The 22,444-nt window shown below is 68.1% G+C and carries 21 protein-coding genes; 11 read left to right on the plus strand and 10 right to left on the minus strand.

Annotated features, from left to right (window positions below; all coding sequences use genetic code 11):
- Positions 1-41: 41 nt before the first annotated feature.
- Entirely contained in the window at positions 42-908 is an 867-nt protein-coding gene (locus tag QF030_RS21480) for a GNAT family N-acetyltransferase (RefSeq protein ID WP_307164279.1), read from the plus strand.
- 69 nt (positions 909-977) lie between these two features.
- Here QF030_RS21480 and QF030_RS21485 read toward each other — a convergent pair whose 3' ends face one another.
- Together QF030_RS21485 and QF030_RS21490 are read right to left on the minus strand one after the other, a co-directional pair.
- Positions 978-1,397, minus strand: a complete 420-nt coding sequence (locus QF030_RS21485; protein ID WP_307164280.1) for a GlcG/HbpS family heme-binding protein — start codon at positions 1,395-1,397, stop codon at positions 978-980.
- Between the two features lie 146 nt (positions 1,398-1,543).
- Positions 1,544-2,761 carry an MFS transporter gene (locus QF030_RS21490; protein WP_307164281.1) on the minus strand — a complete coding sequence of 406 codons (1,218 nt, stop codon included), beginning with the start codon at positions 2,759-2,761 and terminating at the stop codon, positions 1,544-1,546.
- A 141-nt stretch (positions 2,762-2,902) separates the two neighbouring features.
- Here QF030_RS21490 and QF030_RS21495 point away from each other — a divergent pair, with 141 nt between their 5' ends.
- Together QF030_RS21495 and QF030_RS21500 are read left to right on the plus strand one after the other, a co-directional pair.
- The gene (locus QF030_RS21495) at positions 2,903-3,376 is read left to right on the plus strand and encodes a MarR family winged helix-turn-helix transcriptional regulator (protein WP_307164282.1); all 474 of its coding nucleotides are present in this window, start codon (positions 2,903-2,905) and stop codon (positions 3,374-3,376) included.
- 10 nt (positions 3,377-3,386) lie between these two features.
- Complete coding sequence (locus QF030_RS21500) at positions 3,387-3,839, plus strand: GNAT family N-acetyltransferase (RefSeq protein WP_307164283.1); 453 nt, start codon at positions 3,387-3,389, stop codon at positions 3,837-3,839.
- A 65-nt stretch (positions 3,840-3,904) separates the two neighbouring features.
- Here QF030_RS21500 and QF030_RS21505 read toward each other — a convergent pair whose 3' ends face one another.
- On the minus strand, positions 3,905-5,290 hold the full coding sequence (locus QF030_RS21505; RefSeq protein WP_307164284.1) for a serine hydrolase domain-containing protein: 1,386 nt from the start codon (positions 5,288-5,290) through the stop codon (positions 3,905-3,907).
- A 294-nt stretch (positions 5,291-5,584) separates the two neighbouring features.
- Here QF030_RS21505 and QF030_RS21510 point away from each other — a divergent pair, with 294 nt between their 5' ends.
- Entirely contained in the window at positions 5,585-6,148 is a 564-nt protein-coding gene (locus QF030_RS21510) for a dihydrofolate reductase family protein (protein WP_307164285.1), read from the plus strand.
- A gap of 75 nt (positions 6,149-6,223) precedes the next feature.
- Here QF030_RS21510 and dnaB read toward each other — a convergent pair whose 3' ends face one another.
- Positions 6,224-7,702, minus strand: coding sequence for a replicative DNA helicase (gene dnaB, locus QF030_RS21515; protein ID WP_307164286.1), 1,479 nt, complete (start codon positions 7,700-7,702; stop codon positions 6,224-6,226).
- Positions 7,703-8,161: 459 nt separating this feature from the next.
- On the opposite strand from dnaB, the gene QF030_RS21520 reads away from it, so the two are divergent.
- Positions 8,162-9,499 (plus strand): MATE family efflux transporter, encoded by a 1,338-nt coding sequence (locus QF030_RS21520; RefSeq protein ID WP_307164287.1) that lies wholly within the window; start codon positions 8,162-8,164, stop codon positions 9,497-9,499.
- A gap of 137 nt (positions 9,500-9,636) precedes the next feature.
- On the opposite strand, the gene rplI is transcribed toward QF030_RS21520, so the two are convergent.
- From rplI to rpsF, 4 genes are all read right to left on the minus strand, one after another.
- Positions 9,637-10,083, minus strand: coding sequence for a 50S ribosomal protein L9 (rplI, locus tag QF030_RS21525; RefSeq protein WP_062644830.1), 447 nt, complete (start codon positions 10,081-10,083; stop codon positions 9,637-9,639).
- A gap of 18 nt (positions 10,084-10,101) precedes the next feature.
- Positions 10,102-10,338: a 30S ribosomal protein S18 gene (gene rpsR, locus QF030_RS21530; RefSeq protein WP_020130672.1), complete on the minus strand. Its 237-nt coding sequence runs from the start codon at positions 10,336-10,338 to the stop codon at positions 10,102-10,104.
- 82 nt (positions 10,339-10,420) lie between these two features.
- Positions 10,421-11,038 carry a single-stranded DNA-binding protein gene (locus tag QF030_RS21535; RefSeq protein ID WP_307164288.1) on the minus strand — a complete coding sequence of 206 codons (618 nt, stop codon included), beginning with the start codon at positions 11,036-11,038 and terminating at the stop codon, positions 10,421-10,423.
- Positions 11,039-11,116: 78 nt separating this feature from the next.
- Complete coding sequence (gene rpsF, locus QF030_RS21540) at positions 11,117-11,407, minus strand: 30S ribosomal protein S6 (RefSeq protein ID WP_006604399.1); 291 nt, start codon at positions 11,405-11,407, stop codon at positions 11,117-11,119.
- A 286-nt stretch (positions 11,408-11,693) separates the two neighbouring features.
- Here rpsF and QF030_RS21545 point away from each other — a divergent pair, with 286 nt between their 5' ends.
- The 3 genes from QF030_RS21545 (at position 11,694) to QF030_RS21555 (ending at position 14,474) form a co-directional block, all read left to right on the plus strand.
- Complete coding sequence (locus QF030_RS21545) at positions 11,694-12,005, plus strand: hypothetical protein (protein ID WP_307164289.1); 312 nt, start codon at positions 11,694-11,696, stop codon at positions 12,003-12,005.
- Between the two features lie 231 nt (positions 12,006-12,236).
- Positions 12,237-13,358 carry a peptidoglycan bridge formation glycyltransferase FemX gene (gene femX / locus QF030_RS21550; protein WP_307164290.1) on the plus strand — a complete coding sequence of 374 codons (1,122 nt, stop codon included), beginning with the start codon at positions 12,237-12,239 and terminating at the stop codon, positions 13,356-13,358.
- 84 nt (positions 13,359-13,442) lie between these two features.
- Positions 13,443-14,474 (plus strand): alanine racemase, encoded by a 1,032-nt coding sequence (locus QF030_RS21555; protein WP_307164291.1) that lies wholly within the window; start codon positions 13,443-13,445, stop codon positions 14,472-14,474.
- A 118-nt stretch (positions 14,475-14,592) separates the two neighbouring features.
- Here the strand turns inward: QF030_RS21555 and QF030_RS21560 are convergent, their stop codons facing one another.
- Both QF030_RS21560 and QF030_RS21565 read right to left on the minus strand, forming a co-directional pair.
- Positions 14,593-16,092 carry a glycosyltransferase family 87 protein gene (locus tag QF030_RS21560; RefSeq protein ID WP_307164292.1) on the minus strand — a complete coding sequence of 500 codons (1,500 nt, stop codon included), beginning with the start codon at positions 16,090-16,092 and terminating at the stop codon, positions 14,593-14,595.
- A gap of 131 nt (positions 16,093-16,223) precedes the next feature.
- Complete coding sequence (locus QF030_RS21565; RefSeq protein WP_307164293.1) at positions 16,224-18,902, minus strand: transglycosylase domain-containing protein; 2,679 nt, start codon at positions 18,900-18,902, stop codon at positions 16,224-16,226.
- Between the two features lie 353 nt (positions 18,903-19,255).
- On the opposite strand from QF030_RS21565, the gene QF030_RS21570 reads away from it, so the two are divergent.
- From QF030_RS21570 to QF030_RS21580, 3 genes are all read left to right on the plus strand, one after another.
- Positions 19,256-19,939, plus strand: coding sequence for a PadR family transcriptional regulator (locus QF030_RS21570; RefSeq protein WP_307164294.1), 684 nt, complete (start codon positions 19,256-19,258; stop codon positions 19,937-19,939).
- A 44-nt stretch (positions 19,940-19,983) separates the two neighbouring features.
- A complete protein-coding gene (locus QF030_RS21575) occupies positions 19,984-21,066 on the plus strand; it encodes an inositol-3-phosphate synthase (RefSeq protein WP_307164295.1) in 1,083 nt (360 codons plus the stop codon).
- A 95-nt stretch (positions 21,067-21,161) separates the two neighbouring features.
- Positions 21,162-22,439: an MFS transporter gene (locus QF030_RS21580; RefSeq protein ID WP_307164296.1), complete on the plus strand. Its 1,278-nt coding sequence runs from the start codon at positions 21,162-21,164 to the stop codon at positions 22,437-22,439.
- Positions 22,440-22,444 lie beyond the last annotated feature (5 nt).

The raw sequence follows: 22,444 nt of genomic DNA on the forward strand, positions 1-22,444 counted from the left end.
CCGGTGGACGCCGACGGTACGGGTCGGACAGCCTGAACCGCGTGCCGACTCCTTCCCTCTCCGCTTTGCCCGTCCGTCGTCTGACGCACCGCGATCTCACCGCATGCGCCGACCTGTCCGAGGATCGGGGGTGGCCGCGCGAGGAGCACAAGTGGGGCCTGCTCCTGTCGGCCGGGAGGGGTTACGGCATCGACGATCCCGACGGCGGACTCGTCACTGCCTGCGTCGTCACCGAGTACGGTCCGCACGGGCGCCCCACCCTCGGTGCCATCGGCATGGTGCTGGTGGCCGAACGCCACGCCCGGCAGGGCATCGGTCGGCGGCTGATGCGGCACGTCGTCTCCCTGATGGGCACCACCCCGCTGACTCTGCACGCCACGCCGAACGGCCGTCCGCTCTACGAGGAGCTGGGATTCAAGACCACAGGCCGGGCGGAAATGGTGCGTGGCCGTCTCACACCGGACGCAACGACGTCGGGCGTTGTCACCCGCGCGGCCACGGCCGAGGACCTCATCGCGATCATCCGTCTCGACGAGGAAGTCTTCGGCACCGATCGGACGCACGTGATCACCCGCCTGCCCGCCTTCGCCGACCAGTTGCGGGTCGCCGAGGACGCCGGCCGGATCATCGGTTACGCGGCCGCATGGCCCAACATGGAGACCCAGGTAGTGGGCCCGCTGATCGCCAGGGACACGGAGACCGCGAAGGTCCTGCTGACCTCTCTCGCCGCCCGCACCGACCGACCGCTGCGCACCGACATCGACGTACGGCACGAGGAACTGCTGGCCTGGGTGAAGGCACGGGGCCTGGAGTCCGTCGCCTTCAACGCCGTGATGACCCACGGGATCACGGCGTTGCCGGGGGACTGGCGCCGCAGGTTCGCTCCGTTGACGGTGGCGGCCGGCTGAGCCGGACGAGACGGCAGAACGCCGGTTCCCGTGGTGGTCGGAAACCGGCGTTCCGGCGGACGTGTCAGATCAGACGAGCGTCTCCACGGCGGCCGTGGCGAAACCGTGGTCCTGCTCCGGGGCGCCGCCGCCGACCCCGAGGGCACCGATCAGCCGGCCGTCGCGGTGTACCGGCACCCCGCCCGCGATGAACAGCAGCGGCCGGTCGAGCGCGGTGGGCAGGGTGTGGAAGGGGCCACCGGGCTGCACGGCGTCGACGAGGTCGGCGGTGGGGGCGTTCAGCTGCAGCGCCGTGTACGCCTTGCGCGTGCTCGTCTCCCCGGAGATCAGTACGGCCCGGTCATCGCGCCGGAAGGCCAGCAGATGGCCGCCGGCGTCCAGGACGGTGACGCTGACCGTGACCCGGGCGGCCTCGGCTGCCCGGCGGGCGGCCGTGACGAGGGCTTCGGCGTCGTGAATGGTCAGAGGCGCGACGGTGGTGGTGCTCATGGGGGGAGCTTCTCCTTGCGATGTTGTCGAGGCTTGTCTGGGTTCGGCGTGACCGAGGTCTCGGTGCCGAGGTCGATGCGGTCGAGGCCCCCGGCTGATCAGGGACGCTCGCCGACTCACCGGGACGGCCCTGTGATCGGCGTGTCTCACCGCTGGACGGCGGTCCGCCGCTCGACGGGCACGCCGCCGGTGACCACGGCGTCGGCAGCGGCAGGGGGGTGGTCGCGGCGCTCCAGTGCGGCCGAGACGACGGCGAGGAGCAGGGCGCCCGCGGCGAGGGCGGCGCCGACCCAGTTCGGGGCGGTGTAGCCCAGTCCGGCCGCGATGACGAGGCCGCCGAGCCAGGCGGACAGCGCGTTGCCGAGGTTGAAGGCGCCGATGTTCACCGCCGACGCCAGGGTCGGCGCGCCGTGAGCCTGGTCCAGGACGCGCTTCTGGAGAGGCGGGACGGTGGCGAAGCCCAGGGCGCCGATCAGCACGATGGTGACGGCCGCCAGACCCTTGTTGTGCGCGGTGAGCGTGAAGAGCGCCAGGACGACCGCCAAGGCGCCCAGGGAGACGTACAGCATCGGCATCAGCGCACGGTCGGCGTACCTGCCGCCGACGAGGTTGCCGCCGACCATGCCGAGGCCGAACAGGATTAGCAGCCAGGTGACGGATCCGTCGGCGAAGCCGGCCACGTGCGTCATCATCGGCGCGATGTAGGTGATGGCAGCGAAGACGCCGCCGAAGCCGAGGACCGTCATCGCCATGGCGAGCAGCACCTGGGCGTTCTTGAAGGCGGCCAGCTCGTGCCGCAGGTGCACCCCCTCGGCTCGCGGCATGTCGGGCACCAGCTTGGCGATGCCTGCCAGGCCCACGACGCCGAGCACGGCGACGACGGCGAAGGTGACGCGCCAGCCGACGCTCTGTCCGACGAGGGTCCCCAGCGGAACCCCCACGACGTTGGCGACGGTGAGACCGGTGAACATCATCGCGATGGCTCCCGCCTTCTTGTCCGGGGCGACCAGGTCAGCGGCGACGACCGAGCCGATGCCGAAGAAGGCGCCGTGGGCGAGGGACGCGACGACGCGGCCGACCAGCATCACGCCGAACGACGGGGCGACGGCGGACAGCAGGTTGCCGACGATGAACAGGCCCATCAGCATCATCAGCATCCGCTTGCGGGAGACCTTGGTGCCGAGGACCGTCATGAGCGGAGCGCCGAACATGACACCGAGCGCGTAGCCGGTCACCAGGAAGCCGGCCGTGGGGATGGAGACTCCGAAGTCGCCCGCTACCTCGGGCAGCAGACCCATGATCACGAACTCGGTCGTACCGATGCCGAAGGCCCCGATCGCGAGGGCCAGAAGCGCGAGAGGCATAGGAGGTAACACCTTCCAGACGATTGCAGATGCGCTTTACGTGCGTTCACAATAGTTGCAGACGCGGGCTACATGCAACCGCCGTCTATTGCAGGGTTGCTCTATCCTGGTGTCAGCCGCTCCGGGACGGAGGAGAATCCCATGACTGCGACGGACCCCGCGCTCACCGCTCTCGCCCAGGGCTGGTGCGCCCTCTCCCTGCTGCACGGGAGGATCGAGGCCCACATCGAGCGCGCGCTACAGACCCGGCACGACCTGAGCGTGCGCGAGTACTCCCTGCTCGACGTGCTCAGCCGGCAGCACGACGGCAACGGGGGGCATCTGCAGATGAAGCAGGTGGCCGACGCCGTGGTCCTCAGCCAGAGCGCGACCACCCGGCTGGTGACCCGACTCGAGGACCGTGGCCTGCTCGAGCGCTACCTGTGCCCCACCGACCGCCGGGGCATCTACACCAACGTCACCGACGCCGGTCTGAAGCTGCTCGCCGAAGCCCGTCCGACCAATGACGCCGCCCTTCGCGAGGCACTCGACGAAGCCGCCAAGAACGCCGAACTGGCCCCGCTGGTACGGGTCGTGGAGTCACTGAGCACACCCGCCGCCGCCCTGGGCGCTTAGGGTTGCGAGCATGGGAGATCTTGAAATACGGGCCGCCGTCGCCGAGGACATCCCCGCGATCGTCGGCATGCTCGCGGACGACCCCCTGGGCGCACAGCGCGAGTCGCCGGACGACCTCGGCCCCTACCTGACCGCGCTGGAACGACTCACCGCCGACCCGAACCAGCGCCTGGTCGTCGCCGTCCGCGAGGGACGGGTCGTCGGGACGCTTCAGTTGACGATCATCCCCGGCCTGTCCCGGCGAGGTTCCACCAGGTCGGTCGTCGAAGGCGTGCGAGTGCACGCCGACGAGCGCGGCAGTGGCCTGGGCACGCGGTTCATCGAGTGGGCGATCGAGGAATCCCGGCGCGAGCACTGCCAGTTGATACAGCTCACCTCCGACAATACGCGCGCTGACGCACACCGCTTCTACGAGCGTCTGGGCTTCGTCGCGTCACACGTGGGCTTCAAGCTCCAGCTCTGAAGCGTCCTCGCCCCACAAAAGCGCCTTGTTTCACGTGAAACAAGGCGCTTCCTCCTCGCGAGCGGCTATCCGATGCCGCGCCAGCCCTCCGGGTCGACGCCGCCGGGCACAGCAGCCCTCTCGTCGTACGGCTGGCGCGTGAACACGAACGACCCGAGGTCCAGGTGGTCCACGCTCCCGTCAGGCCGCCGTACGGCCCGCAGGAGCTCTCCTGCGTAGTAACCCTCCAGCCCGGTCCAGGTGCCGTCCCCGTTCGCTACGAACCGGGAGCTCCGGCCACCGCCGGTCACCGGTCCGAGGGAGAGCATCCCGTCGGCCGTCACCCGCAGGGCGAAGGGGCTGGTTCCCCAGTGCCACTGTCCTGCCAGCTCCAGATCGGCGGGGTCGACCTTCCGCAGCGGGCGCCACGGCTCGGGAATCCGCGGCTCGGCCTCGGCGACGATCCGCACGAGATCGGCGGCCACCTGTGACGTCAGAAGGCCTGACGTGCAGTTGGCGAGCACCACCGCGGCCACGTCATCCGCCACACCGATGGTGAGGGTGGCCAAAAAGCCCGGCACCGAACCGGAGTGGCCGACGAGCAACCGGCCGTCCCGGTGCTGGATCTGCAGCCCGAGTCCATAGGTGGCTGCGTCCGCGACGTCAGGCAGTCCGGCCGGTGCCGCGGGTGTCCACATCTCACGCAGCGTCTCCGCGCGCAGGACACGGTCGTCGCCCCGGGCCAGAAAAGCGGCGAATCGCGCGAGGTCGCCTGTCGTGGACCAGAGCTGGCCCGCCGGGGCCATCCGCCCGAAGTCCTCGACGGGTTCGGGCAGGAGCACGTCGGCCCAGGGATGGACCGCCCAACCACCTGCGGCCGGCGCCTGCGAGCGAACGCTCGTGCGGTCGAGACCCAGAGGTTCGAGCACTTCCCGCCGCAGCACCCCCTCCCAGGACGCCCCGCGGAGCTCTTCCACGAGAGCACCCAGGAGTGAGTAACCGGGGTTCGAGTAGTGATGACGCCGGCCGGCCGGAAACGGGGCGGCCTGGTCGCCGAGGACGTCCGCGAGCCCGGGCCGCAGCGTACCCGGGGTCCGCTCCCACCAGGGGCCGGGCGACTCGGCCGCAAACCCTCCCGTGTGGGCCAGCAGTTGGGCCACCGTGGCCTTTCCCGCGCCGCTCCCGGGAAGGTGCTTCTCCACCGGGTCCTCGAGGTCGAGCGCTCCCTCGTCCCGCAGCCGCAGCACCAGAACGGCGGTGAAGGTCTTGGTGATCGAGCCGATCCGGTACTGCACGTTCTCGTCCGGAGCGTGCCCGTCGACCGAGGTCCGCGCCCCGTGCCACACAGCCCGTCCGTCCCGCACGACCGCGGCGACCAGCGACGGAGCCCGTCCCTCGGCCTGGGCCACGGCGATCCGGTGCAGCAGCGCCCGCCGGGTGCCGGGAAGGAGCTCTTCCTGAGGTGTCGTCATGGTCCCAGTCCACCCGTCGGCGCGGCCGGCGTCGAGCTCATTTCGCCCAGAGCACCTGTAGGATCTCGCCGCCGATGACATGTCGATCTTCCGTGACCTGCTGGTTCTCTGTTGTCTCATCGCGATGTCACCCGAGATCGGTGCCAGATCGATGCCATCCCCTCGGCGGAACGATGAGTCTGCGGCTGAGCCACCGAGCACCAGGACTACATGCGAGCTCAGATCGCGCACCGATGAGTTTCCCGCGCCGCGCCGGTCTGTGCGCGTGAGACCGACTCACGGAAGGCTGGCGCCATGCGGAAATTGATCTACGGCATGAACCTGACCCTGGACGGCTACATCGCCGCACCCGGCGATGACATCGGCTGGAGCGTGCCGAGCGACGAGCTGTTCCAGTTCTGGTCCGACCAGTTGCAGGCGACCGACCTGTCGCTGTACGGGCGCAAGCTGTGGCAGACGATGAGCTCCTACTGGCCGACCGGCGACCAGCGGCCCGACGCCACCCCGGCGGAGACCGAGTTCGCGCGCCGCTGGCGGGACATGTCGAAGGTGGTGTTCTCCTCGACGATCGACAAGGTCGACTGGAACACCCGCCTGGTCACCGGCGACGCGGTCGCCGAGATCACCCGGCTCAAGGCCGAGGACGGCGGCCCGATGGACATCGGCGGCGCGACGCTCGCCGGGGCGGCCATGCGGGCCGGGCTGATTGACGAGTACGTGCTGGCCACCGCGCCGGTCGTGGTGGGCGGCGGCACGCCGTTCTTCACCGCGCTGGACAGCTGGGTGAACCTGAACCTGGTGGAGACGCGGACGCTTCCCTGCGGCGTGATCCTGACCAGGTACGAGACGAGGCGCTGAGCGCCCGCCTCGCGACTCGACCGCCTGCAGGGCGAGAGGGGACCGTGCCGTCCGACACCCCGCAGGAGCACCGGATCAGGTCTGCGCCATGTCCACGAAGCGGGAGTAGTGGCCCTGGAAGGCGACGGTGATCGTGGCCGTCGGGCCGTTACGGTGCTTGCCCACGATGATGTCCGCCTCGCCCGCGCGCGGGGACTCCTTCTCGTAGGCGTCCTCGCGGTGCAGCAGGATCACCATGTCGGCGTCCTGCTCGATGGAGCCGGACTCACGCAGGTCGGACACCATCGGCTTCTTGTCCGTGCGCTGTTCGGGACCACGGTTGAGCTGCGAAAGCGCGATCACCGGGACCTCCAGCTCCTTGGCCAGCAGCTTGAGGTTACGGGACATGTCCGAGACCTCCTGCTGACGGCTTTCGGAGCGCTTGGAACCACCGGCCTGCATCAGCTGGAGATAGTCGATGATCACGAGCTTGATGTCGTTGCGCTGCTTCAGTCGGCGGCACTTGGCCCGGATCTCCATCATCGACAGGTTCGGGGAGTCGTCGATGTACAGGGGCGCGGACGAGACCTCGGGCATCCGGCGCGCCAGACGGGTCCAGTCCTCGTCCGTCATGGTGCCGGAGCGCATGTGGTGCAGGGCGACGCGGGCTTCGGCGGACAGCAGACGCATCGCGATCTCGTTGCGCCCCATTTCGAGAGAGAAGATGACGCTGGGCAGGTTGTGTTTGATCGACGCCGCGCGCGCGAAGTCCAGCGCGAGCGTCGACTTGCCCATGGCGGGACGGGCCGCGATGACGATCATCTGGCCCGGGTGCAGACCGTTGGTCAGCGAGTCGAGGTCGGTGAACCCGGTGGGCACACCCGTCATCTCGCCGCTGCGCGAACCGATCGCCTCGATCTCGTCGAGGGCGCCCTCCATGATGTCGCCGAGCGGGAGGTAGTCCTCGCTGGTGCGTTGCTCGGTGACCGCGTAGATCTCGGCCTGGGCGCGGTTGACGATCTCGTCGACGTCGTCTTCGCCCGCGTATCCCATCTGCGTGATGCGGGTGCCGGCCTCGACCAGGCGGCGCAGCACGGCGCGTTCATGGACGATCTCGGCGTAGTACTCGGCGTTGGCGGCTGTAGGCACCGTCTGGACGAGGGTGTGCAGATAGGACGCCCCGCCTACCTTGTTGATCTCGCCGCGCTTGGTGAGCTCGGCGGCGATCGTGATGGGGTCGGCCGGCTCGCCCTTGGCATAGACGTCCAGGACCGCCTGGAAGATCTTCTCGTGCGCGGGCTTGTAGAAGTCATGGCCCTTGAGGACCTCGACCACGTCGGCGATGGCGTCCTTGGACAGCAGCATGCCACCGAGAACGGACTGCTCGGCGTCGAGATCCTGCGGCGGTACCCGCTCGAAGGCGGTGCCACCGCCTTCCCACTCGCCGCTGTCCCGGCCGCGATCGTGCTGCTCGTCCCGACCGCGCCCCCCTTCACCGCGCCGCCGGGCAGGAGGCAGACGATCACTGGGCCCGCTGTCGGCCCACGGGTCGTCCAAGGGCTCGGAAATGCTCACCCGAGCGACCTCCTCCCGTCCGCCGAGCGGACCTCGCCATGCCTTCTTTCTACGGCACGGCACTGACAATTGAGAGCGCCAACTCCGTTTGTGCCGCGTCGGTTTTACGAGGGTTTTCTCGGCCGACGGACGGAGCGGGCGCCGGACCACGGTAGGCCCGTCTGCACCGTCAGCCAATCTGGTTATCCACAGGCCATGTGGACGACGGCCCCGATGCTGTGGAGAACTCCGCAAAACCTGTGCACGACTCGGTGGACAGCCCTGTGAACAAGCCCTCGACTTTTCTTGCGAAGCGTCCCTGACCTGCCCTTTCCCCATCCACCGGCTGTGCAGAAGAAAAAGTTGCCCGGTCGGACCAAGATCTCTTCGAACGGCGCCCGACAGGAGACGCAACACACGGAGAGGTAATGGTCAGATAGCCACTGGACCTCTTACCTGTGGACGATTAGATTGGTGGTCATGACACAGGCTCCCGCGCCCTCCGTGGCCGTCCGACGGCAGCACGATCGAGAGATCGTCGCACTGGCCGTCCCGGCCTTCGGCGCGCTCGTCGCCGAGCCGCTGTTCGTCATGGCCGACAGCGCGATCGTCGGCCACCTCGGCACCGCCCAACTTGCCGGACTCGGCATCGCCTCCGCTCTTCTTACGACAGCGGTCAGCATCTTCGTCTTCCTCGCCTACGCCACCACCGCCGCCGTAGCGCGCCGCGTGGGCGCCGGTGACCTGCCGGCAGCCATCCGCCAGGGCATGGACGGCATCTGGCTGGCGCTACTGCTCGGCGCCGCCGTGATCGCCGCCACCCTGCCCACCGCCCCGGCACTCGTGGAACTCTTCGGCGCCTCGGACACCGCCGCCCCCTACGCCACCACCTATCTGCGCATCTCGGCGCTCGGGATCCCGGCCATGCTCGTGGTACTGGCCGCGACCGGTGTCCTGCGTGGACTGCAGGACACAAAGACACCGCTCTACGTGGCCGGCGCGGGTTTCGTCGCCAACGCCGCTTTGAACGTCGTCCTCGTCTACGGCGTGGGCCTCGGGATCGCCGGCTCTGCCTGGGGCACCGTGATCGCCCAATGGGGCATGGCCGTGGTCTACCTGGCCGTGGTGGTCCGCGGCGCCCGGCGCCATGGCGCGTCTCTGCGCCCGGACGCCGCCGGCATCAAAGCCTCCGCCCAGGCCGGGGTTCCCCTGCTGGTCCGCACGCTTTCGCTGCGAGCCATCCTGATGATCGCCACCGCTGTGGCCGCCCGTCTCGGGGACGACGACATCGCGGCGCACCAGATCGCTCTGGGGTTGTGGAGCCTGCTGGCCTTCGCCCTCGACGCCATCGCCATAGCCGGGCAGGCCATCATCGGACGGTATCTCGGTGCCGACGACGCTCAGGGCGCCCGTGGCGTCTGCCGCCGCATGGTTCAGTGGGGCGTCGCCGTGGGTGTCGTGCTCGGCCTGCTGGTCGTGATCGCCCGACCACTGTTCCTGCCCCTGTTCACCAGTGACCCTGCGGTGAAGGAGGCCGCGCTGCCTGCTCTTCTCGTGGTAGCGCTCTCCCAGCCCATCTGCGGCATCGTCTTCGTTCTGGACGGTGTACTGATGGGCGCAGGAGACGGCACCTATCTCGCCTGGGCGATGGTTCTCACCCTGGCTGTCTTCGCTCCGGTGGCCCTGCTGGTGCCGGTTCTCGGCGGCGGTCTCACCGCGGTGTGGGGAGCGATGACGCTGATGATGGCAGTCCGGATGCTGACCCTCTGGCTGCGTGCCCGCTCCGGTCGCTGGATCATCACCGGCGCTACGCGCTGACCGTTTCACGTGAAACCGGCGGTCGCGTGAAACGGCCGACCGTGCAGGACCGGCGTTTCACGTGAAACAAGCAAGCGGAAGGGGCCGCACCCCGCGGGGTGCGGCCCCTTCCCAGCTCTTCGAGCCAAGTGCGGCGATCAGGCCGCGACTACCTCGATGTTGACCTTGGCGGCAACCTCGGGGTGCAGACGCACGGATGTCACGTGGGCGCCCAGGGTCTTGATCGCCGAGCCGAGCTCGATGCGGCGCTTGTCGACCTCGGGGCCACCGGCAGCCTTGATCGCCGAAGCGATGTCGGCCGGGGTGACGGAACCGAAGAGACGACCGGCGTCGCCAGAGCGCACGGCCAGACGGACCTTCACGCCTTCGAGCTGGGCCTTCACGGAGTTGGCCTGCTCGATGGTCTGGATCTCGTGGATCTTGCGAGCGCGACGGATCTGCTCGACGTCCTTCTCGCCACCCTTGGTCCAGCGGATAGCGAAATTCCGCGGGATCAGGTAGTTGCGAGCGTAACCGTCCTTGACGTCGACGACGTCACCGGCAGCACCGAGGCCAGAGACCTCGTGGGTGAGGATGATCTTCATTTGTCGGTCACCCTTCCCTTATCGCGCCTGGGCGGTGTACGGCAGCAGCGCCATCTCACGGCTGTTCTTGACGGCCGTGGCGACGTCACGCTGGTGCTGCGTGCAGTTGCCGGTCACGCGGCGGGCACGGATCTTGCCGCGGTCGGAAATGAACTTCCGCAGCATGTTCGTGTCCTTGTAGTCCACGTACGTGACCTTGTCCTTGCAAAAAGCGCAGACCTTCTTCTTAGGCTTGCGCACAGGCGGCTTCGCCATGGTGTTTCTCCTGTGTGATCAAGAAGTTGGGATACAACCCACCCTCGACCCGGACGTGCCCGGAGACCCGGGCCCGAACGGCCTAGAAGGGGGGTTCGTCCGAGTAGCCGCCGCCGGAGCCACCGCTGGCGGCGCCGCCGGAGTTTCCACCCCAGCCACCGGCACCGCCGCCGGCGCCCTGGTTGCCAGCGGCAGGAGCGCCGGTGGCCCACGGGTCGTCAGCGGGAGCGCTGCCGCCCTGCTGGCCGGCGCCGGAGTTTCCACCCCAGCCGCCGCCCTGCTGGCCGCCACCGCCACCGCCGCCGTAACCACCCTGGCCGCCCTGGCCACCGCGGCCGGAGGCCTTGGTGACCTTGGCCGTGGCACTGCGCAGGCTGGCGCCGACTTCCTCGACGTCCAGTTCGTAGACCGTGCGCTTGACGCCCTCACGGTCCTCGTAGGACCGCTGCTTCAGCCGGCCCTGCACGATGACGCGCATGCCTCGCTGGAGCGACTCCGCGACGTTCTCCGCCGCCTGACGCCAGACCGAGCAGGTCAGGAACAGGCTCTCGCCGTCCTTCCACTCGTTCGTCTGGCGGTCGAAGGTGCGGGGAGTGGACGCGACACGGAACTTCGCGACCGCCGCACCGGAGGGGGTGAAGCGCAGCTCGGGGTCGTCGACAAGATTGCCGACGACCGTGATGACGGTCTCGCCTGCCATGGGGGAACCTCTCGGCGGGTTTGCTGCTGGCTGCTAGTGCTGCTACTCAGAATCCCGAGATCAGCTGAGCGGGAGAGCTCAGTGGGTCTCGGGACGGAGGACCTTGGTCCGGAGGACCGACTCGTTCAGGTTCATCTGGCGGTCGAGCTCCTTGACGACCGCAGGCTCGGCCTGCAGGTCGATGACCGAGTAGATGCCCTCGGGCTTCTTCTTGATCTCGTACGAGAGACGACGGCGGCCCCAGGTGTCGACCTTCTCCACCTTTCCGTTGCCCTCACGGACGACGGAGAGAAAGTTCTCGATCAGCGGGGAGACAGCGCGCTCCTCGAGATCGGGGTCGAGGATGACCATCACTTCGTAGTGACGCATGTGGAACCCACCTCCTTTGGACTCAGCGGCCACGGTCGATCCGTGGCAGGAGGGTTGTGATGCGTACGCAACGGTATCGGCCGCCACTGACAATCGGGGTTCGGCTTACGCCTTCCCCGCTCTCAGCTGGGCGGACTCCCTGGCAATGCCTGGGCAGACACCGGTGCAGACGGTACAGACTACCTGCACACACGCTTCCGGTTGAAATCCGGCGTGGATGACCGTCAGTCTGTACACGTCGGGTGTGTATGGCGCTACGATGCGCCGCTTCCGCAGGAGGTGCCCCATGGCACAGGCATTGCGACCCAATACCGCCGGATCTCTCTTCGCCACCGACGGCAGAGCCCATCCCATCCAGGACGTCCTGCTGGCAGTGACTCTGGTGCTCGGCGTGACGGCGTTCATCACGTCGTTCTTCCACAGCCTTCATCTGCTCAGCTCCTGGGCCGGCCTGGTGGGGATCATGACCGGCGCGTACGGACAGTGGATCTCCGAGACCACCCGTGAGCGCTTCGGTCTGATCCTGGGTCTCGGTGCCGCGGCCTTCGGCTTCTTCATCGGAATGGCCCACGGCGGTCTCTTCGGCGGAGTCTGGTGACGTGACCGGCGCCGGTGCCCGCACCACGCACACCGCCGCGCCGGACATCGCGTAGGACACCGGACATCGCGTAGGACACCTACGAATCAGGACGGAACGCCCCGGCCGCACGCGGGCCGGGGCGCAGGTTCCGTACGCCCAGTCGGGCTGGTCGCGAGGCGCAGTAGGCTTCGGCGCGAGAGCCGGAGCCCCTGTACCCATGGGGACACACCAGCCCGAGGAGCGCCCCGAATGAGCCTGACCCTGAGGACGATCAGCCGCGAGCAGCATCTGGCATACATCCAGAGCCTGCCGTCGGCGAGCCACATGCAGGTTCCGGCCTGGGCCGACGTGAAGGCCGAGTGGCGTTCGGAGAACCTCGGTTGGTTCGACGAGCGCACCGGTGAACTGGTCGGCGTGGGCCTCGTCCTCTACCGCCAGCTGCCCAAGATCAAGCGCTACCTGGCCTACCTTCCCGAGGGCCCGGTCATCAACTGGTACGCGCCGAACCTGGCCGACTGGCTGGAACCGATGCTCGCGCACCTCAAGCAGCAGGGCGCCTTCTCGGTGAAGATGGGCCCGCCGGTGATCATCCGTCGCTGGGAGGCCACCTCCATCAAGGCGGGCATCCAGAGCCCGGACGTGAAGCGACTGCGCGACATCGAGGCCGACTTCATCGAGCCGCGCGCCTTCGAGGTGGCGGACAAACTGCGCCGCATGGGCTGGCAGCAGGGCGAGGACGGCGGCGCCGGCTTCGGCGACGTCCAGCCGCGCTACGTCTACCAGGTGCCGCTGGCGAACCGTTCCCTTGAAGAGGTCCACAAGAACTTCAACCAGCTGTGGCGCCGCAACATCAAAAAGGCCGAGAAGGCCGGCGTCGAGGTCGTCCAGGGCGGTTACCACGACCTCGAGGAGTGGCAGCGGCTGTACGAGATCACGGCCGTACGGGACCACTTCCGGCCCCGCCCGCTCTCCTACTTCCAGCGCATGTGGTCGGCCCTCAACACCGAGGACCCCAACCGCATGCGGCTGTACTTCGCCCGTCACAACGGCGTGAACCTCGCGGCGGCGACGATGCTGATCGTCGGCGGCCACGTCTGGTACTCCTACGGCGCGTCGGACAACATCGGCCGTGAGTTCCGGCCCTCGAACGCGATGCAGTGGCGGATGCTGCGCGACGCCTACGCGCTCGGCGGGACCGTCTACGACCTGCGCGGCATCTCCGACTCGCTGGACGAGACCGACCACCTCTTCGGCCTGATCCAGTTCAAGGTCGGCACCGGCGGACAGGCCGCGGAGTACCTCGGCGAGTGGGACTTCCCGCTGAACAAGCTGCTCCACAAGGCCCTCGACATCTACATGTCGCGCCGCTGACGTCACGTTCAGTGATTCCATACCTCTGACACCTCTGACGCGTTTCCCCACACCGCAGCCACGAGAAAGGTCCCAGGTCCGGCCATGGCGCTCACCCTCTACGTCGACACCGCGCGCTGGCGGGCGCATCACCAGCACGTGCAGGAGCAGTTCCCGGGACTCGTCCCGGTCTGCAAGGGCAACGGCTACGGGTTCGGGCACGACCGGCTGGCCGAGGAGGCCACCCGGCTGGGCTCGGACGTCCTCGCCGTCGGCACGACGTACGAGGCCGCGCGCATCAAGGACTTCTTCGGCGGCGACCTCCTGGTGCTGACGCCCTACCGGCGCGGTGAGGAGCCCGTCCCGCTGCCCGACCGGGTCGTGCGCTCGGTGTCGTCGATCGACGGCGTGTACGGCCTCGTGGGTGCTCGGGTGGTCATCGAGGTGATGTCTTCGATGAAGCGGCACGGCATCAGCGAGCAGGACCTGCCGCAGCTGCACGCCGCCATCGAGAACGTCAGGCTCGAGGGTTTCGCCATCCACCTCCCGCTGGACCGCACCGACGGCTCCGACGCCGTCGAGGAGGTCATCGGCTGGATGGACCGCCTGCGCGCGGCCCGGCTGCCGTTGCACACGATGTTCGTCAGCCACCTCAAGGCCGACGAACTCGCCCGCCTGCGGCAGCAGTTCCCGCAGACCCGCTTCCGCGCCCGTATCGGCACGCGGCTGTGGCTGGGGGACCACGAGGCCACCGAGTACCGCGGCGCCGTCCTCGACGTCACGCGGGTCGCCAAGGGTGACCGCTTCGGCTACCGGCAGCAGAAGGCGGCCTCGGACGGCTTCCTGGTGGTCGTGGCGGGCGGTACCTCGCACGGAGTGGGACTGGAGGCCCCCAAGGCCCTGCACGGCGTCATGCCGCGCGCCAAGGGCGTCGCCCGGGCCGGCCTCGCCACGGTGAACCGGAACCTGTCCCCGTTCGTCTGGGGCGGCAAGCAGCGCTGGTTCGCCGAGCCGCCGCACATGCAGGTGTCCATCCTGTTCGTGCCCTCGGACGCGCCGGAGCCGCACGTCGGCGACGAACTCGTGGCCCATCTGCGGCACACCACCACACAGTTCGACCGGATCGTGGATCGCTGAGGCGCGACGCCGAAGGGCGCAGCAGGCAACGGGAAAGGCCGTACACGGAGACTCCGTGTACGGCCTTTCCCCTTGACCCGTCGGCAGGTCCAGACACCGCCGGTCATACCCTGTTCGCTCAGAGCGAACGATCCGCGGTGTCCTGTTTGCCCCAGTCCACCTGCGGCCCGTCGAAGTGGGATGCGTGCCGCGGCGGATGCGCCGCGGCACCGAGCACGAAGACGTCCTCCGCCCCGTCGAGCACTCCGCCCGAGGGGTCGTCGTCGCCCGCCTGCCGCACCACGTCCCGCTCCGGCATCAGGATGTCGCGGACGACCACGCCGCACAGGTACAGCGTTCCCAGCAGGTGCACGCCGATGGCCCAGTGGTAGCCGTCGGCCGGCAGGCCCTTGTGGGCGTCTCCGCTCATCGTGTACGCGAGATACATCCAGATGCCCAGGAAGTAGGCGACCTCGCACGCCTGCCAGATCAGGAAGTCCCGCCACTTCGGTCGGGCCAGCACCGCCAGCGGCACCAGCCACAGGACGTACTGCGGCGAGTAGACCTTGTTGGTGAGGATGAAGGCGGCCACGATCAGAAAGGCCAGCTGGGCGAAGCGGGGACGACGGGGCGCTGTCAGCGCCAGCACGGCCACACCCGCGGCGCACACCACGACGAGAAGCGTGGCGAGGGTGTTGACGCTGTCGGTGGTGAGTGGATCGCTCGAGTTCTGCGCCATGATCAGCCAGAAGGAGCCGAAGTCGACGCCCCGCTCCTGGCTGAACCGGTAGAACTTCGACCACCCGTCGAAGGCGAAGAGCATGACGGGCAGGTTCACCACCAGCCAGGCGACGACCGCACCACCGGCGGCCTTGCCGAAGTCCCGCCACTTCCCCGCACGCCAGCACAGCACGAACAGGGGGCCGAGCAGGAAGACGGGATAGAGCTTGGCGGCCGTGGCGAGCCCCAGCAGGATGCCGAAGGCGAGAGACCGGCCCCGCGACCACATCAGCATCGCCGCGGCCGTCAGAGCGACCGCCAGCAGGTCCCAGTTGATGGTCGCCGTCAGCGCGAAGGCGGGCGCCAGGGCGACCAGCAGGCCGTCCCACGGGCGCCGGGCGTGCGTCCGGGCCACGCAGACGGCGATGACCGCCGCGCACGCCATCAGCATCCCGGCGTTGACCATCCAGTACCACTGTTCCTGGTCCTGGATGCTGCCGCTGCCCGGCGTCAGCCAGCCGGCCACCTCCATGAACACGCCGGTCAGCACCGGGTACTCGAGGTAGTCCATGTCGCCGGGAAGCTTGTCGAAGTACGGCACGAGTCCGTCGGCGAACCCGCGTCCCTGGTAGAGGTGCGGAATGTCCGAGTAGCAGGCGTGCGTGTACTGGGTGGTGGCGCCGAAGAACCAGCCGCCGTTGTAACAGGGCGCCTTCTGGATCAGCCCCAGGGCGAACATCCCGATCGCCACGAGCGCGACGATCCGTACGGGAGTCCACCAGGACGTCCCGATCAGGGCCCGGCGGCCGACGGGACCGCCGATCAGCTCACTGCCGGCCGCGGCCACCGGGTCATCGCTGGTCGGCTTCACCGGATCCGGCTCGTGCGCGCGCGTCGGCGTCGATTCTGCACTGGGCATGAGCGACATCCTGCCGTACGTACCTAGGAAAACGCCGAGGGCCGCCCCACCTCGTTCGGTGGAGCGGCCCTCGTTTCACGTGAAACATGCGCATGTTTCACGTGAAACACGCAAGTGGGGCAGCGGTGCGGTCAGCCGCCCGGGCCTCCGAAGAAGCCGTTGCTGGTATTCCCTCTGATGTCGCTTTCCGTCTCGGTGGCGGTGGCTGACGGGCTGGTTTCGCCCGAGCCACCGTTTCCGTTCCCGTTGCTCGTCCCTCCGTTCTCCTCTTCGCAACCGAAGAACTTGGAGCAGGTCTCGGTGGCCGACGGGGAGGGCTCGGCCTCCGTCTCGCTGGGGGACGCGGACGGCGACGGCGACTCCTCTTCGGTCTCCGTGGCCGAAGGCGTCGGAGTCGGGGACGGTTCCGCGTTCACGACCTCGCCGATCGGCTGGGGGTCCGGGAAGTCCTTCGCCTTCGTGCCCTTCAGCGCCTCGGCCATGTAGTCGTGCCAGATCTGCGCTGGGAAGGAGGCACCGTGGATCTTCTCCTGGCCACCTGTTCCGAACATCTCCAGGAACGTGCGGTTCTTGTTCGATTCGTCGTCGTCGTAGCGGAACATGGTGACCGCGGTCGACAGCTGCGGCGTGTAGCCCACGAACCAGGCCGACTTGTTGCCGTCGGTGGTACCGGTCTTGCCGGCCACCTCGCGGCCGGGGAGCTGGGCGTTGGTACCGGTGCCCTTCTCGACCACGGTCTTCAGAACGTCCGTGACGTTGTCGGCGACCTTCGCGGTGAACGCCTGCTTCGTCTCGGTCTCGTGCGTGAAGATCTGGCCCTTCTCGCTCGTGACCTTCTCCACGGAGTAGGGATCGCGCTGCTTGCCGCTGGCGGCGAAGGTGCCGTACGCGCCCGCCATCCGGATGGCGCTCGGGTCGGAGATGCCGATCGAGAACGACGGGAAGCCGCTGTTGGTCAGGCTGGACTCCTTCAGGCCCGCGCTGATGGCGGATTCCTTCACCTTGTCCAGACCGACGTCCATGCCGAGCTGCACGAAGGCGGAGTTCACCGACTCGCGCATCGCCTCCCGGAGGTCGATCTTGTACTTGGGCGGACTCCCGAGCGAGACGTTGCCGTCATTGGTCTGAAGCCACTCCTCGCCCTTCTCGTTCTTCCAGACCGAACCGTCGTAGTTCTCGATCTTGAGCTTGTTCTTGCCGCTGAACAGGCTCTTGGGCGACACGATCGTGCGTTCGTCCTGCGCCTGCGACGTCCCCAGATCCGGGTCACGCACGCCCCACGTCATCGCGGCGGCCAGCACGAACGGCTTGAAGGTCGAGCCCACCTGGGCACCGGTCTGGTCGGCGTTGTCGGTGAAGTGCTTGGTGGCGTCCTCACCTCCGTAGATGGCCCGGATGGCGCCGGTGTCCGGTTCCACGGACGCTCCGCCGAACTGGACGTGCGTGTCCGTGTCCGGTCGTTGCTTCGGCTTGATGTTGGCCTTCTGGACCTTCGCGACCGAGTCCGCGAGCTGCTTGACCTTGTTCTTGTCGAAGGTCGTGTAGATCGAGTAGCCGCCCTGCTGGAGCAGGTCCTGGGTGATCCCGGTCTTCTTGCTGTTGGTGACCAGGTACCCGTTGGCCAGGTCCACGAGGTAGCCGACCTGGCCCTTGAGGTCCGTGTTCGACCGGGGGTTCTGCCACTTGGGGAGCTTGGGGTACTGGGCCCGCACCGAGGCTTTCAGATGGCCGTACTCGACCATCTTGTCGAGCGTGTCCTGCATCTGGAGCTCGGCCCGCTTGCTGTTGGCCGCGGGCGTGGCGCCGACCGGGTCGACGGAGGTCGCGCCGGCGGGGTCGTAGTAGGTGGCGCCCTTCAGCATGGCGGCCAGGAAGGCGCACTCGCCCGGGTTGAGCTTGATCGCGTCCTTGTTGAAGTAGGCGCGGGCGGCGGCCTGGATTCCGTAGGCGTTGCGTCCGTAGTACGCGGAGTTCAGGTAGCCGGCCATGATCTGGTCCTTGTCGACCTCGGCGCCCACCTTGATGGACACGAAGATCTCCTTGAACTTCCGGGAGATCGTCTGCGACTGGTCGTTCAGCATGGCGTTCTTCACGTACTGCTGGGTGATCGTCGATCCACCCTGCGTCTGGCCGCCCCGGGCCATGTTGAACACGGCGCGGGCGATGCCCTTGGGGTCGATGCCGCTGTCGTCGTAGAAGGTCTTGTTCTCCTGCGAGATCACCGCCCAGCGCATCTCCTCCGGGATCTGCGAGAGGCCGATGTTCTGCCGGTTCGTCTCACCACCGGTGGCAACCATCTGGCTGCCGTCCTTCCAGTAGTAGACGTTGTTCTGCGCCGTCGCCGTCTTCGCGACGTCCGGGATGCCCACCATGGCGTACCCGATGCCCGCCACGGCCACCAGACTGCCCACGAAGCCGACGAACAGGCCCGCGACCAGCTTCCAGGACGGCATCCAGCGCTGCCAGCCGTACTTGCCGGCGCGCGGGTAGTCGATCAGGCGCTTGCTGTCGGGCGCCGGTCGCCCTCTGCCGCGTCCGGGGCCGGCCGGGGCTCCCCGACGGCCTCCTGTGGGCTCGGCCGCTCTACGCCGCCCGCCCGAGTCTCTCTGGGACGCGCGCCGGGCGTCGGCGCGGTTGCCGTGCGAGTGCTCTTCGCCTCCGGCCCCGAGACCCAACCCGTAGTCGGAAGGAGATCCGGTGGCGCCTCGCGGTGCCGCGCGGCGGCCGGAGGACGGACCGGACTGGCCGCGTCGGGCCGCGGCACGTCCGCCTTCCTGCGACTGCGGCGGTTTGCGACGGTGCTCGCTCATCGAACGATTACTCCTCGGGCAGGCGCATCCGTGCGCGCCTGGAAAGGGCGGCTGGTTTCCTGTCCCCCCGAAGTACGGATGTGGTCGGTCGCGCATTCACCCGTACTGCACCGAGGACCTCGACGCCCCCCGGCGTCTCATGGGTCCCGGTGGTGTGCATGGCGCACAGACTACGCACCGTCAAAACCCGCCTCGGCCCGAAGTTCATACCAAACCAGGCAACTTGCCCTCAACGAATCGGTGATGTGATCCCGTTCACCCTTTCCCCCCTTGTCGCATCCGGAAGGCCGTTCTATCGTCGTGATGTATCGAGTCGATACATCAGCGCGACATAAGACCGAGAGGAGGCGACGATGAGCCGGCGTGCCGGAATCCTTGAGTTCGCCGTCCTCGGTCTTCTCCGTGAGTCCCCGATGCACGGCTATGAGCTGCGCAAACGACTCAATACGTCACTGGGTGTGTTCCGTGCGTTCAGCTACGGCACGCTCTATCCCTGCCTCAAGACGCTGGTCACCAACGGCTGGTTGATCGAGGAGCCGGGAAACACCCACGAAGACGCCCTCGCCGCTCCACTCGCAGGGCGTCGCGCCAAGATCGTCTACCGGTTGACGGCGGAGGGTAAGGAGCACTTCGAGGAGCTGCTCTCGCAGACGGGCCCCGACGCGTACGAGGACGAACACTTCGCCGCTCGCTTCGCCTTCTTCGGGCAGACGTCACGCGATGTCCGCATGCGCGTACTCGAGGGCCGCCGCAGCCGGCTGGAGGAGCGTCTCGAGAAGATGCGCGCCTCCCTGGCGCGCACCCGGGAGCGCCTCGACGACTACACGCTTGAGCTCCAGCGCCACGGTATGGAGTCCGTGGAGCGCGAAGTGCGCTGGCTGAACGAGCTCATCGAGAGCGAGCGGGCCGGACGGGACCTGACAGGTTCCGCCTCCGGGGGGCCCGCTCAACAGAACACCACATCTGGATCGACGGGCGGCCTGCCCCGCCCCGGGGACACCCCCGGGACGGATCTGCCCGACGAAACCGCCACGTGAGCGCCCGTTCAGGGCCTCACTCGTACACACAGGGAGCAACCGGAATGGGTTCGGTTCGCGTAGCCATCGTCGGCGTCGGAAACTGCGCCGCCTCGCTGGTTCAGGGCGTCGAGTACTACAAGGACGCCGATCCGGCGTCCAAGGTCCCGGGTCTGATGCACGTGCAGTTCGGCGACTACCACGTCGGTGACGTCGAGTTCGTCGCCGCCTTCGACGTCGACGCGAAGAAGGTCGGCCTCGACCTCTCGGACGCCATCGGTGCCAGCGAGAACAACACCATCAAGATCTGCGACGTCCCGAACAAGGGCATCACGGTTCAGCGCGGCCACACGCTGGACGGTCTCGGCAAGTACTACCGCGAGACCATCGAGGAGTCCGCCGAGGCCCCGGTGGACGTCGTCCAGATCCTCAAGGACCGCCAGGTCGACGTCCTCGTCTGCTACCTGCCCGTCGGTTCCGAGAACGCGGCGAAGTTCTACGCCCAGGCCGCCATCGACGCCAAGGTCGCGTTCGTCAACGCCCTTCCGGTCTTCATCGCCGGTACCAAGGAGTGGGCGGACAAGTTCACCGAGGCGGGCGTCCCGATCGTCGGCGACGACATCAAGTCCCAGGTCGGCGCCACCATCACGCACCGTGTGATGGCGAAGCTGTTCGAGGACCGCGGTGTCCGGCTCGAGCGCACCATGCAGCTCAACGTCGGCGGCAACATGGACTTCAAGAACATGCTGGAGCGCGACCGCCTCGAGTCCAAGAAGATCTCGAAGACGCAGGCCGTCACCTCGCAGATCCCCGACCGCGACATGGGCGCGAAGAACGTCCACATCGGTCCGTCGGACTACGTGGCCTGGCTCGACGACCGCAAGTGGGCGTATGTCCGCCTCGAGGGCCGTGCGTTCGGTGACGTCCCGCTGAACCTGGAGTACAAGCTCGAGGTCTGGGACTCCCCGAACTCCGCGGGCGTCATCATCGACGCCCTGCGCGCCGCGAAGATCGCCAAGGACCGCGGCATCGGTGGCCCGATCCTGTCCGCGTCCTCGTACTTCATGAAGTCCCCGCCGGTCCAGTACTTCGACGACGAGGCGTACGCGAACGTCGAGAAGTTCATCCGCGGTGAGGTCGAGCGCTGACTCGACGCGCACGGAAAATTCGCTCCTGCCAGGGCTGAGGAGGGTCCCCGGGTCGCCTGACCCGGGGACCCTCCCCGTATGTGAGGCTGTCCCCCATGGCCGTCGTCCGTGATCTGCGCGTCCTGCTGCGCTTCGGGAACTTCCGGCGGCTGCTCGCGGTGCGGCTGCTCTCCCAGTGCGCGGACGGCGTCTACCAGGTCGCGCTCGCCACTTACGTCGTCTTCTCCCCGGAGAAACAGACCTCGGCCGGCGCGATCGCCTCCGCCATGGCGGTCCTGCTGTTGCCGTACTCGCTCGTCGGCCCCTTCGCCGGTGTCCTGCTGGACCGCTGGCGGCGCCGACAGGTCTTCCTCCACGGCAACCTGCTGCGCGCCCTGCTGGCGTCCGTGACGGCCGTCCTGATGATCAGCCATGTCCCCGACTGGCTCTTCTACGTCTCCGCTCTGTGTGTCACCGCGGTCAACCGCTTCGTCCTCGCGGGCCTGTCGGCGGCTCTGCCACGCGTCGTCGACGGCGAGCGCCTGGTCATGGCCAACTCCCTCTCCCCGACCGCCGGAACGCTCGCCGCGGTCGCGGGCGGTGGTCTCGCCTTCGTCGTCCGGCTGGTGATCGCGGACTCCGACGCCGCGGTGGTGCTGCTGGGCTGCGCGCTGTACCTGTCCGCGGCGCTCGCCTCCCTGACCATGGCGGCGGATCTGCTCGGACCCGACCCTGATCAGGTCTGGCCCCGGCTGGCGAGCGCGCTCAGCGGCACCGCCCGCGGCCTGTCGGCGGGCCTGCGCCACCTGGTCGAGCCCGAACGCCGGGAGGCCGCCTGGGCGCTCGGCGCGATCTCCCTGATGCGGTTCTCCTACGGCGCCCTGACCGTCATGGTGCTGATGCTGTGCCGGTACGCCTGGTCGTCCGACCCGGCCGACGGACTGGCCCTGCTGGGGCTGGCCGCAGGGGTGTCCGGGGTGGGCTTCTTCGTCGCCGCGGTGGTCACTCCCGCGGCTGCCGGACGGCTGGGCCCGGCCCGCTGGATCGTCGTCTGCTCCGCGGCCGCCGCGGTCCTGGTGCTCGCCCTCATGCCGCCGTTCACCCAGCTCACCACGTTCTTCGCGGCGTTCGTGCTGGGGCTGGTCACCCAGGGCGCGAAGATCGCCACCGACACCATCGTCCAGTCGTCCGTGCAGGACGGCTTCCGCGGCCGGATCTTCTCTCTCTACGACGTCCTGTTCAACGTAGCCTTCGTAGGCGCCGCCGCTGTCGCCGCTCTGATGCTGCCGCCTGACGGACGTTCCACCGCATTGGTGGTCACGATCGCCGTTATCTACGGCGTAATTGCTGCCGCTATGACCCGCTTTGAAAGTCGGCGAGTGTCACATCAATGACACAG

This window comes from Streptomyces rishiriensis, from assembly GCF_030815485.1.
In the GTDB taxonomy this organism is placed as follows: domain Bacteria; phylum Actinomycetota; class Actinomycetes; order Streptomycetales; family Streptomycetaceae; genus Streptomyces; species Streptomyces rishiriensis_A.